General features: G+C 50.3%; 10 protein-coding genes. All 10 read left to right on the top strand.

The genetic code is table 11. The annotated features are described in order from the left end of the window. The first annotated feature begins 200 nt into the window (after positions 1 to 200). Positions 201 to 1,037: a transketolase gene (locus tag PHF27_RS03185; protein WP_300065903.1), complete on the top strand. Its 837-nt coding sequence runs from the start codon at positions 201 to 203 to the stop codon at positions 1,035 to 1,037. A 14-nt stretch (positions 1,038 to 1,051) separates the two neighbouring features. Then, on the top strand, positions 1,052 to 1,987 hold the full coding sequence (locus PHF27_RS03190; RefSeq protein ID WP_300065906.1) for a transketolase family protein: 936 nt from the start codon (positions 1,052 to 1,054) through the stop codon (positions 1,985 to 1,987). A 725-nt stretch (positions 1,988 to 2,712) separates the two neighbouring features. Next, on the top strand, positions 2,713 to 3,399 hold the full coding sequence (ftsE, locus tag PHF27_RS03195; RefSeq protein ID WP_300065909.1) for a cell division ATP-binding protein FtsE: 687 nt from the start codon (positions 2,713 to 2,715) through the stop codon (positions 3,397 to 3,399). Then, entirely contained in the window at positions 3,389 to 4,276 is an 888-nt protein-coding gene (ftsX, locus tag PHF27_RS03200; RefSeq protein WP_300065912.1) for a permease-like cell division protein FtsX, read from the top strand. The genes ftsE and ftsX overlap by 11 nt, the downstream gene beginning before the upstream one ends. Positions 4,277 to 4,305: 29 nt before the next feature. Next, a complete protein-coding gene (locus PHF27_RS03205; RefSeq protein ID WP_300065915.1) occupies positions 4,306 to 5,421 on the top strand; it encodes a peptidoglycan DD-metalloendopeptidase family protein in 1,116 nt (371 codons plus the stop codon). A gap of 414 nt (positions 5,422 to 5,835) precedes the next feature. After that, positions 5,836 to 6,981: a S41 family peptidase gene (locus tag PHF27_RS03210; RefSeq protein ID WP_300065918.1), complete on the top strand. Its 1,146-nt coding sequence runs from the start codon at positions 5,836 to 5,838 to the stop codon at positions 6,979 to 6,981. A gap of 458 nt (positions 6,982 to 7,439) precedes the next feature. Next, positions 7,440 to 7,787 carry a type II toxin-antitoxin system RelE/ParE family toxin gene (locus PHF27_RS03215; protein ID WP_300065919.1) on the top strand — a complete coding sequence of 116 codons (348 nt, stop codon included), beginning with the start codon at positions 7,440 to 7,442 and terminating at the stop codon, positions 7,785 to 7,787. Continuing rightward, positions 7,784 to 8,053, top strand: a complete 270-nt coding sequence (locus PHF27_RS03220; protein ID WP_300065922.1) for a helix-turn-helix transcriptional regulator — start codon at positions 7,784 to 7,786, stop codon at positions 8,051 to 8,053. The genes PHF27_RS03215 and PHF27_RS03220 overlap by 4 nt, the downstream gene beginning before the upstream one ends. Positions 8,054 to 8,185: 132 nt before the next feature. Continuing rightward, the gene (locus PHF27_RS03225; protein ID WP_300065925.1) at positions 8,186 to 9,433 is read left to right on the top strand and encodes a PDZ domain-containing protein; all 1,248 of its coding nucleotides are present in this window, start codon (positions 8,186 to 8,188) and stop codon (positions 9,431 to 9,433) included. A 556-nt stretch (positions 9,434 to 9,989) separates the two neighbouring features. Continuing rightward, positions 9,990 to 12,022: excinuclease ABC subunit UvrB (uvrB, locus tag PHF27_RS03230; RefSeq protein ID WP_300065985.1), on the top strand; the 2,033-nt coding region annotated here is incomplete at its 3' end.

Raw genomic sequence — 12,022 nt, forward strand, 5'->3', positions numbered from 1 at the left:
CGAAGTGAAGAAGAAGTCTTCAAAAAAGCTTTCTGCTTTCATCGAAAAGCAACTATACAACTGGATGGCGGCCTTGCCCAATTACATCAAGGCTTATTTCCCAATTTCCTGCTGCGAAAGTTGAGTAGAATAAGAGTGAAGAGAAAAAGGGGACCCTCCCACTACTCACTTTACTCCTGTTCAATAGTAATTAGGGGGATATGACAGTGGCTAACTTAAGTGCCCAGGAAGTGGCGGATTTGGCGAAACGCGCCAAGGCGATTCGTCGGCATATTGTTTCGATGGTGACGGAGGCGCAGTCGGGGCATCCCGGCGGTTCCTTGTCGGCAGCTGATATTTTGACGCTGCTCTATTTCAAGGTGATGAATATCGATGCCGCTAAGGCAGACGATGCAGAGCGGGATCGTTTTGTTTTGTCCAAAGGTCATGCAGCACCGGTATTGTACGCCACTTTAGCGGAAAAAGGCTTTTTCCCGGTAGAAGAGCTGCTGTCGCTGCGGCGCATCAATTCGCGCTTGCAGGGACATCCCAGCCGCAAAGATCTGCCGGGCATCGAAATGTCCACCGGTTCTTTGGGACAGGGCTTGAGCGCGGCGAACGGCATGGCTTTGGCCGCTCGTTTAGACGGTAGCGCGCGTCGTATTTACGCATTGCTGGGCGACGGCGAGCTGGAAGAAGGCATGGTCTGGGAAGCAGCTATGTTTGCGGCCCATTATAAGCTGGACAATTTGATTGCTTTTGTAGATTTCAACGGTTTGCAGATTGACGGACCGGTAGCGGAAGTCCTTTCTCCGTTGCCGATTGATAAGAAATTTGAAGCCTTTGGCTGGAATGTTATCATTGCCGACGGTCATGATTTGCAGGATCTGTATCGTGCAGTGGCAGAAGCCAAAACGGCGCAAGGCAAGCCGTCGGTCATTATCGCTCGCACGGTAAAAGGCAAGGGCGTCAGCAAGATGGAAAATGTCGTGGATTGGCACGGCAAGGCGCCTTCGGTAGAAGAGTGCTGCACATTCTTGAGCGAATTACAGGATTAACGGGGTGAATAGAAATGGGTAAAGCAACACGTGAAGCATACGGTGAAGCGCTGAAGGAAATTGGCGGCAAAAACGAACAAATTGTTGTTTTAGATGCAGATTTGTCGAAATCTACTAAAACGAATGTCTTTGCCAAGGCGTATCCGCAGCGGTTTTTCAATGTCGGCATTGCCGAACAGAATTTGGTGGGAACGGCTGCGGGCTTAGCTGCCAGCGGCAAGATTCCTTTTGTTTCTACTTTTGCTATGTTTGCAGCCGGGCGGGCGTTTGAACAGATCCGCAATTCGGTTTGCTATCCAAAACTGAACGTCAAAGTGGCGGCGACGCATGCTGGTTTGACCGTAGGGGAAGACGGCGCCTCCCATCAGGCGATTGAAGATGTGTCTCTTATGCGCAGTCTGCCGAATATGACAGTCCTGGTTCCCGCGGACGAGGAAGAAACTCGTCAAGCTATTGCTTGGGCCGCGGAATATCAAGGACCCGTCTATATTCGTTTAGGACGCATGTCCGTGGACAACGTCAGTCCAGAAGGCTATGTCTTTGCTCCGGCGAAGGCGGCCATATTGACCGAAGGAAACGATGTAGCGCTGATTGCTAACGGCGTCATGGTAATGGCTGCGTTGGAAGCGGCTAAGATGTTGGCGGCGGAAGGCATCCAGGCGCGGGTGATCAATATGGCCAGCGTGAAGCCTTTGGACGAAGCGGCTGTTGTAAGCGCCGCCAAGGAAACCGGCGCCATTGTGACCTGCGAAGAGCACAGTATTATTGGCGGTTTGGGCAGCGCCGTAGCGGAAGTGCTGGCGGAACAGGCTCCGGCGCCGCTGGAACGCGTTGGCGTTAAGGATACCTTTGGCGAATCCGGCAAGCCGAAAGAACTGTTGGCTAAATACGGCTTGACGGCAGCAGACGTAGCTGAAGCTGCACGCCGCGTTGTGGCTCGTAAAAAATAAAGGCAATCTAAAAAAGGCAGGGAGGCCATTGGCTTTCCTGCCTTTTTGGGCATTAGGAACGGGATTTGAACAAGAGTAGAGTGAGTAGAGTGAGGGCTATGGGGAATTTTTGAACAAGAGAACCGGCGACGGCGCTGGATGCGACTGACGGTACGTGATGTACCTAATGCCGGCGATGCCAAGGATGGAATAATCGCCGGTCTCCAATGAAAATGCCATGGACGGCATGGCAACCGACATCCATAGAGGGCACGCAAGAGGGTTACGAAGTACGGTTTTTAACAGGAGTATAGGGAGTAGAGTGAGGGCCACAGGAATTTTTTGAACAAGAGTCGCGGCGAGAACCGGAGGGCACGCAGGAGAACTACGGATTTTGGCAATGACTATTGGGAGATTGCCGCGTCGCGGGGCTCATCAATCCCCCTGGCCCTGCGGGCCATCCCCCTTTCGCAAGGGGGACTTCAAGCCCTGCCTCCCTTGTCAAAGGGAGGTGCCGCCATAGCGGCGGTAGGATTCAAAAAATTAAAATATCGCGCAGCCCTCATTCGAACCCTCAGATTCTCCCGGGACTCTTGTTCAATCTCCGTTTCTTCTCCTGTTCTCCGATTCTCTTGTTCAAATCTTGGTATCCCCAAAATATTTCCCCGTGCGAAGCAGGTGTTTTTCGAGAAGACGTCAAATATGACTATGTTTAGAGTTTTTAGGAGTAGTAGGGGGAACAGTCGTTGATTCATATGAAGAACGTCGGCAAGGTTTACGACAGCGGCATCGTAGCGTTGCGCGACATCAATGTGGATATTCAAAAAGGAGAATTTGTCTTTGTCGTGGGTCCTTCCGGAGCGGGAAAAACGACTTTTACGAAGATGATTTTCAGAGAAGAACTACCGACCCAAGGACAACTGGTAGTCAACGGACGCAATGTGACGGCGTTGAAATCCAGTGAAGTGCCGTATTTTCGCCGCAGTTTGGGTATTATTTTTCAGGATTACCGGTTGCTGCCTAATCGTACGGTTTATGAAAATGTGGCTTTTGCGATGCAGGTTATTGAAGCGCCGCGTAGGGAGATTCAAAAACGAGTCAACCATGTGTTGGAGCTAGTGGGTCTGCGGTATCGGGCGCGGAACTTTCCGACAGAGTTGTCCGGCGGTGAGCAGCAGCGTGTGGCTATTGCCAGGGCGATTGTTAACAATCCGGTGATAGTAATTGCCGATGAACCGACCGGAAACTTGGATCCGGAAACATCTTGGGAAATCATGAAGATTTTTGAACGCATCAATAAAAATGGCACGACGATTGTAATGGCGACTCATGATAAGACCGTAGTGGATACCATGCGCAAGCGGGTTATCGCCATTGAACGCAGCAGTATTGTTCGTGACGAGGCCAAAGGGGTATACGGTTATGAAGATTAGTACCTTCGAGTATTTTGTCAGGGAAGCCTTTATTTCTATGCGGCGCAATGGCTTAATGAGCGTAGCGTCAGTGAGCACCATGGCTTTGTCGTTGTTTATTCTGGGGATGTTCTTGATTTTGGTCTTGAATCTGACCCATTTGGCTTCGGCTTTGGAGTCGCAGGTGCAGATTTCCGTATATCTGCAGGATGGCTTGTCGGAATATGAGCATCGGGAAATCGGCACGCGCATTACCAAAATGCAGGGAGTCAATCAGGTGCTTTTTGTGACGAAGGCTGAAGCTATGAAGCGTTTTCAAGAACGTCTGGGAGAACAGAAAAATCTCCTGAACGCCTTGGGGGAAACCAATCCTCTGCCCAATGCCTTTGAAGTCAAGGTAGACAAACCGGAGCAGGTGAAGGCGGTTGCAAAGGCGATTGGGGAGATCAAAGGCGTGGAGAACGCCAAATACGGTCAAGAGGTCATCGAGCAGCTCTTTGCCTTGACCAAGCTGATTCGTACGTTCGGGTTGATTTTGATTATCTTGCTGGCGTTGGCGGCCATTTTCATCATTGCCAATACCATTCGCCTTACGGTGTTTGCGAGGCGCAAGGAAATTGGCATTATGAAGTATGTTGGCGCTACAGATAGTTTTATTCGCTGGCCTTTTCTGATCGAAGGGGTTATGCTTGGAATTGGCGGCGCTCTCTTATCAGTGCTGATTTTGTCGCAGACCTATGGCTTGCTGGTCGAGCGCATTTACGAGTCCTTGGCCTTTTTGCCGCTTTTGCCGCAATATCCTTTTATTTTGCAAATTAGTTTGCTTCTTTTGGCGGTGGGCATGGTAGTAGGAGCCTTGGGCAGCGCCGTATCGTTGCGGCGGTTTATGAAGGTGTAGCATGGTTGTTGTACATACAGGAGGTAGTCATGTTGACAATGCGTAAACTGACAGCGGCCGGAGTGGCTGCAGCTTTGCTGGGATTGTCTCTAACACCCGTATGGGCGTATTCGGAGGATGATTTGGAAAGCGTGCAGCGGCAGATGCGCGAACAGCGTCAGCGCGCCTCGGAAGCACAGCAGCAGGTGGACAGCGTATCGACGCAGCTGAAACAAGTGCAGGTGCAGTTGGATACGGCTATGGAAGAGTACAACGGCATTACGTCGGCCTTATCGCAAACGAAGCAGCAGATTCAGTCGAACGAGAAGGTGCTGGCCGAAACGGAAGCGCGCCTGGCAAAGCGCGTGGTGATTTTGAATAAACGCATGCGCGATATTTATGAAAATGGTCAAATCAACTATTTGGATGTTCTCTTGGGGGCGCATGATTTTAATGACTTTTCGACGCGCATGGAATTGCTGCGGCGTATTCTGTCGCAAGACAGCGAGCTGATGCTGCAAGTGCGTACGGAACGAGATTTTGTGATGCAGAAAAGGGCGGAGCTGGAGCAAGATCATCAGCGTATTTCGCAGCTGCAAGCGGCGGCTGAGGAAAAGCGGCTGCAAATTGCTTCGCGTAAGCAGGAAAAACAGAAAGTCTTGGATTCGGCGGTAAACGAGCGGGATACGGCAGAACAGGCGTATCAAGAGCTTATGGCTATGTCACAGGATATTGAACAACGCCTGCGCAGCCGCAGTAGCAGCGGACGCGTGGCGCAGGCTACGGGAGCGCTGGCTTGGCCGACGTCGGGTGAGATTACGTCTCCCTTCGGCTGGCGGACGCATCCGATTTTTGGCACATCTCGTTTCCATAGTGGTATTGATATCGGCGCCGATTCGGGCGATCCGGTGGTGGCGGCTGACGGCGGCGTGGTGATTGAAGCTGGCTGGATGGGCGGCTATGGCAAAGCGGTCATTATCGACCATGGTAATGGCATTACGACGTTGTATGCGCATAACTCGGCGCTTCTTGTAAGCGAAGGACAAAGCGTGCGCAAAGGCGAATTGATCTCTCGCGTAGGTTCTACCGGCTACTCCACAGGGCCGCATCTTCATTTTGAGGTGCGCCAAAACGGTTCGCCGGTCAATCCGCTGAATTACCTGTAAGAGAAAGAACGGATTTTAACAGGAGTAGAGGGAGTAAAGTGAGGGCTACGGAGTACGAAGGTTTGAACAAGAGAACCGGAGTCTCGTGAGGGTATGAATGAGGGTTACGGGTACGGGTTTGCGTCAAATCCCACCGCCGCTGTGGCGGCACCTCCCTTTGACAAGGGAGGCAGGGGTTGAAGTCCCCCTTGCCAAAGGGGGAAGGCCTGCAGGGCCAGGGGGATTTGCGTCATTGCGAGGAGTCCAGCGACGCGGCAATCTCTTTGAGTAACAGATTGAATAATAGAGAATACGGGAAGCTGTACAGTAGTACGGAGAAAATGTGGACCTAGAGAGAGGTTTTAAAATATTCCTCCTTCGAGCCCTCCCTTTACTCCGATTACTCCTGTTCAATTCTTAAATGAGGTGTAGCCATTGAGGCGCTGGAAATTAGGGGTGGGCGCGGTATTGCTGGTGGTCATGACGATGTTTGCCACCTTGGGCGGGGTATTGTATGTTTTCCGTCTTTCGGCGGAAGACGGGTTGCAGGCGCTGCGATTTTTCCGGGCGTTTAAAGCAGTACAAGCTCAATATGTAGAAGGAATTGATACGCAGCGGCTGATGAGCGGGGCGATCCGCGGCATGGTTGGCTCTTTGGAAGACCCTCATTCTGTGTATATGGATGAGAAGCTGTACAATGAATTTAAAGTAGAGACATCCGGGGCTTTTGGCGGCGTCGGCATTGTAGTGGGCATGAAAGACAAGCATTTGATTGTCGTATCGCCGATTGAAGGTACGCCGGGGGAAAAAGCCGGCATAAAAAGCGGGGACCGCATTGTGCGCATTGACGGGGCGGAAACCAAGAATATGCCGCTAGATGAAGCGGTTGGCAAGATTCGCGGTCCCGAAGGCTCGCAAATAACGTTGTCTGTTGAACGAGGCGAATCAGAAGTTATTGATTTTGCATTAACTCGTTCGATCATTGATATCAAGACCGTGGGCGGAAAAATGCTGGATGAGCAAACCGGCTATATTCGGATTACTACCTTTAATGAGCATACTGGCGCGGATTTTTTGAAAAAATATCAAGAACTTGAGGAACTGGGCATGAAACGCCTTGTACTGGATCTGCGCAATAATCCCGGCGGCATTGTGGAGGAATCGGTCAAGGTGGCCGGACGTTTAGTGCCCAAGGGCCCGGTGGTTTCCATGGTAACGAGAAGCGGTAAAAAGGAAACACGGAATTCGAATTTAGAAACGCCGCCAATTCCATTGGCTGTTTTGGTAAATGGCGGCAGCGCCAGCGCGTCGGAGATTGTCGCCGGTGCGGTTCAGGACACACATGCGGGTACTCTGGTGGGAACCAAAACCTTTGGCAAGGGGTCTGTGCAGACTATTTTCCGTCTTTCCGACGGAGCCATTAAATTGACTATCGCCAAGTATTTTACTCCTGCGGAGCGGTCGATTAACGGCGTCGGCATTGAGCCGGATGTCGTGGTGGAAGGCAACGGGGAACGGCGCGGCGAGATCGGCGCTGATGCGCAGTTGGATAAGGCTCTGGAGGTTTTGCGGGAGAAATAACAACAGAGAAGGAACGGAACTCAGAGTAATAGAGGAAAAGCCAGAGAAGAACGGTATTTAACAGGAGTAAAGTGAGGGCATGCAAGAAGATTACGAGGGACGATTTTAATTTAAAAATGCACAAGGAGATTGCTTCACTGCGTTCGCAATGACAGTAAAGGCGGATTGGAAGCAGTGGGATTGCTTGGTGAAAATGTGCGTCATTGCGAGGAACGCAACGCCCGCAATCTCCTGGAAAAGTATTTCTCTGGCCTTTCTTTGGCCCTTCTGTTACTCTGTGTGAAACGTATCTCCCAGAAAATAGCGGCAAGCGTTAAGCTTTGCCGCTATTTTGCAACCTGTTTTTATCGAAAATTGTTAGAGCTGAGAACACATGTAATTGACAGTCTTCGGATTTAGTGTAATAATAGAATAAAATATTGCATATATGACATATGATGTGGCGAGGAAAATTGTAAGTGTTTACTATTGAATTTTACAGTACAGAAAATGATAAATGTCCTGTAGCAGAGTTCCTTGATTCGCTTCCGAATAAGTTGGGTGCAAAGGCAATCCGTGATCTTGATATTCTCTCAGAAAAAGGGAATGAGTTGCGGGAACCATATTCTAAGCCTATTGAAGGTGGTATTTTTGAATTGCGAATTAGTGCTTCTAGGGATGAAGCTAGAATATTCTACTTCTTTTTAATTGAGAACAAAATTATTCTCACAAACGGCTTTATTAAGAAGACGCAAAAGACGCCACGCAAAGAAATCAACAGAGCATTGGAATATAAAGCTGACTATGAGCGGAGGTGCTTGAAATGAACTTTAAAGAATACAAAGCTAAAAGATTACAAGACCCTGAATTTAAACAAGAATACGATGATCTGGCTCCAGAGTATGAGCTTGTTCGTAGCTTAATTGAAAGTCGTACGGCTTTGAAGATGACTCAAAAGGAGTTGGCTGCAAAGACTGGTATTAATCAAGCGCATATTAGCAGAATGGAATCAGGAAACTACAATCCTAGTCTCAAATTCCTTAAGCGCCTGGCTAAGGGGATGGGTAAAGAATTGCATGTGGAATTTCGCTAGCGTAATGCCGGCGATGCCAAGGATGGAAGAGAAAAATAGCGGCAAGCGTTAAGCTTTGCCGCTATTTTTGCAAAAAAAGCAGGATAAAGAGGAGCATGCAGAGTATCTGAATAGCAAAGGAGGGCTGAAAAAATGAGTTCTTGGCTGACTATATTTGAGTTTATTGTGATCAAGACGATTGGCGTCTGTCTGGACCCGATGTTTTGGATGATTATGCTGCTGGTGGCGTGGCAGTATTGGCAGGCGCGCAAACGGCAAAAGGCTATGTTTGGGGTCGTGACTTTTTCCATGCGGCAGCATTTGGGATATATGTTTTTGTATGGCATTGTAGGCGGGCTTTTGGGAGGCGCTTTATTGGCGCTGTTGGGCGTATCGTTTAACGCCATGGGCTTTTCCTATGTTTGGCCGTTGGCAGTGCTGCTGATGATCGCGAGTGCGCGGTTTATCTGCTTTGCTTATGCTGGCGGTCTAGTTGCCTTGTCCAGCGCTATTTTTGGCTGGCCGGTGGTCAATGTGCCGCATTTGCTCTCGTTAGTAGCGGTTCTTCATGTGGTGGAAAGCATATTGATTGTTTTGAGCGGGCGTTATGGCGATTTGCCTTCGTTTTTGCGTCGCCGTGACGGTCGCGTCGTAGGCGCATTTCAGCTGCAGAATTTTTGGCCCTTGCCGTTGGTATTGTTGATGGCGGTGGCCGTACCGGAGGGTGATGTGCGGGGGCTGGCTTTGGGGACGTCTTGGTGGCCTGTGCTGCCTTTGGGCTTGGAAGCGCCGGAGGGACAGCGGTGGATGTATGGTCTGCTGCCGGTTGTGGCTGCTTTAGGCTATGCGGATATGGCGGTAACGGAACCGCCAGCGCGGCGGCGGTGGCGTACGGCAGTGCAGCTTTTGGCGTATAGCTTGCTTCTTTTAGTACTAGCGGTGGCCTCGGCATGGCAGCTTTGGCTGCAGCCGGTGGCGGCGTTGCTGGCACCAGTAGGACATGAATGGTTGATTATGAAGGGGAACCGGCGGGAAACGCGCGGCGAGCCTTTTTATGTTCCGCCGGTACGCGGCGTCATGGTCTTGGATACCGTATTGGACTCCCCAGCGCGGGCGGCGGGGCTGCGTTCCGGAGACATTTTGCTGCGAGTTGATGAAGAGAGCATTTCCAGCGGCGGGGAATTAGGCGAGGCGCTTTTGCGCGCCGGCAGCACAGCGCGGTTGCTTTGGCTGCGGGAAAAAGTAGAAATGCAGAAAGAACTGCCGTTGCCGGAAAATGGACGCTTAGGGGTCATTCTTGTGCCGGAAGGCTCGGAGCGAAATGTCGCTGAACTGACAGAGGAACGATTTCCGTGGCAGGATTGGTGGGAAAAATGGAAAAAGGGTAAGGCGCCCGAGTGAATTGCAGCATTGCATTTGTGCAAGGGTATGCTATAATAAAAAGAACATATGTTCAAGGAGAATTGAACAAGAGTAGAGTGAGGGCACGAGGCTTTTTGAACAGGAGAACCGGAGTCACGGGAGGGTACGAATGAGGGGTGCGGTTTTTAACAGGAGTAGAGTGAGTAAAGTGAGGCACGAGATACGGTTTTTATATAAAAATACACGAAGAGATTGCTTCACTGCGTTCGCAATGACATTAAAGGCGGCTTGGAATTGAAAGCAGCAGGATATGTTTTTTCTGCCTAATGGCTTACTTTGTGTCATTGCGAGGAGCGCAGCGACGCGGCAATCTCTTGATAAAACATGTTGCTTCGAACCCTCAGTCATGCCCTCCGATTCTCGTCGAGACTCCTGTTCAATCCAAACCCGTTGAACCCTCCCTGTACTCCCTTTACTCCTGTTCAAATTATAGTTCTTTTCAAACTGGCAATATGCTATAATTATTCTTAATTAAGAATTGATCTAGCTGGAATCAACGAGTACATGCAGGTTCTTATTTCTGAAAAGAGGCGATATAATGGCGGTGCCAAAGCTGAATACGGTGCAATTGGAAGAAAGCAGGCCGTTTCGGGTAGTGGCTCCTTTTGAGCCTACTGGGGACCAGCCGACAGCGATAGAGTCCTTAGCGGCAGGAGTTTTAGCCGGGGAAAAGGCTCAGGTTCTTTTAGGAGCAACCGGAACCGGTAAAACCTATACTGTGGCGAAGCTGGTGGAAAAGGTGCAGCGCCCTACTTTAGTATTGGCGCACAATAAGACGTTGGCGGCACAGCTGGCCAGCGAATTTAAAGAGTTTTTCCCGGATAACGCAGTCGAGTATTTTGTCAGTTATTATGACTATTACCAGCCGGAAGCGTACATTGCGCAGACGGATACGTATATTGAAAAGGATTCGTCCATTAACGACGAAATCGATAAGCTGCGCCATTCGGCAACGATGGCGCTTTTTGAGCGGCGAGACGTCATTGTGGTGGCCAGCGTTTCCTGTATTTATGGCTTAGGCTCTCCAGAAGAATACAGCAACATGGTTTTGTCATTGCGACAAGGGCAGCAGCGCGAACGTGACGTGATTTTGCGCAAGTTGGTGGAACTGCAATATTCGCGTAACGACATTGCGTTTCAACGGGGGAATTTCCGTGTTCGTGGCGATGTTATTGAAATTTTTCCGTCAGGCTATACAGAACGGGCGGTGCGTATTGAACTGTTTGGCGATGAGATAGAACGCTTGCAGGAGCTAGATGTATTGACTGGCGAGATCTTATGCGAACGAACCCATGTTGCCATCTATCCGGCATCCCATTATGTGACGTCCCGAGAGACGCTGCTGGCGGCGACAGAACGTATTGAAGCGGAGCTTGCCGAGCGGCTTGCGTATTTTCGGGAGCATGACCGGCTGCTGGAAGCACAGCGGTTGGAGCAGCGGACCCGCTATGATTTGGAAATGATGCTGGAAATGGGCTATTGTTCCGGTATCGAAAACTATTCCCGGCATTTGACGGGGCGTCAGGCAGGGGAAGCGCCCTATACGCTTGTGGATTATTTTCCAGATGACTTTTTGCTGGTCATTGATGAGTCTCATGTGACGCTGCCGCAGGTGCGGGCGATGTATAAGGGCGACCAAGCCCGCAAGTTTTCGTTAATTGAAAGCGGTTTTCGCTTGCCTTCGGCTTATGACAACCGTCCCTTAACCTTCGATGAATTTCGGGAACGCCTGAACCAGACCATCTATGTGTCGGCGACGCCCGCCGCGTATGAGCTGGGTGAGGCGCAGCGAGTCGTGCAGCAGGTCATACGTCCGACGGGCATACCGGATCCGATTGTTGAAATACGGCCTATCAGCGGTCAGATGGATGATTTGTTGAGTGAGATTCGTCTTCGTTCGACGCGTAACGAGCGGGTATTGGTGACGACGCTGACCAAGAAAATGGCCGAGCATCTTACCGATTATTTGAAAGATGTAGGAGTGAAAGTGCGATATCTGCATTCAGATATTGCTACTATTGAGAGAGTGGAGATTCTGAGGGATTTGCGGGCTGGTGTTTTTGATGTGCTGGTAGGTATCAATCTGTTGCGAGAAGGCCTTGATTTGCCGGAAGTTTCCTTGGTGGCGGTGTTGGATGCGGACAAGGAAGGTTTTTTGCGTTCGGAAACTTCGTTGGTGCAGACCATTGGCCGGGCGGCGCGAAACGTGCAGGGACTTGTTATTCTTTATGCGGATGTGGTGACAGATTCCATGCGCCGAGCCTTGGACGAAACCGACCGACGACGTGCGATTCAGATAGCCTATAATGAAGAACATGGTATTGTGCCGCATACTATTAAAAAGAAGATTAAAGATATGATTGAAACGACGAAAGTGGCCGAAGACGGAACTGTCTATGCGGCGCCGACGCCGTTTGCCAAGATGAAAGCCAAAGAGGCGCGGGCAATGATGGCCCGCTTGGAAAAAGAAATGCAGCAGGCTTCACGGGCGTTGGAATTCGAGAAAGCGGCGGAGCTAAGGGATATTTTGTTCGACCTGCGGGAAAAATTCGGCGAACCGGGGAAGAA

Source organism: Anaeromusa sp., from assembly GCF_028691475.1.
Lineage (GTDB): Bacteria > Bacillota > Negativicutes > Anaeromusales > Anaeromusaceae > Anaeromusa.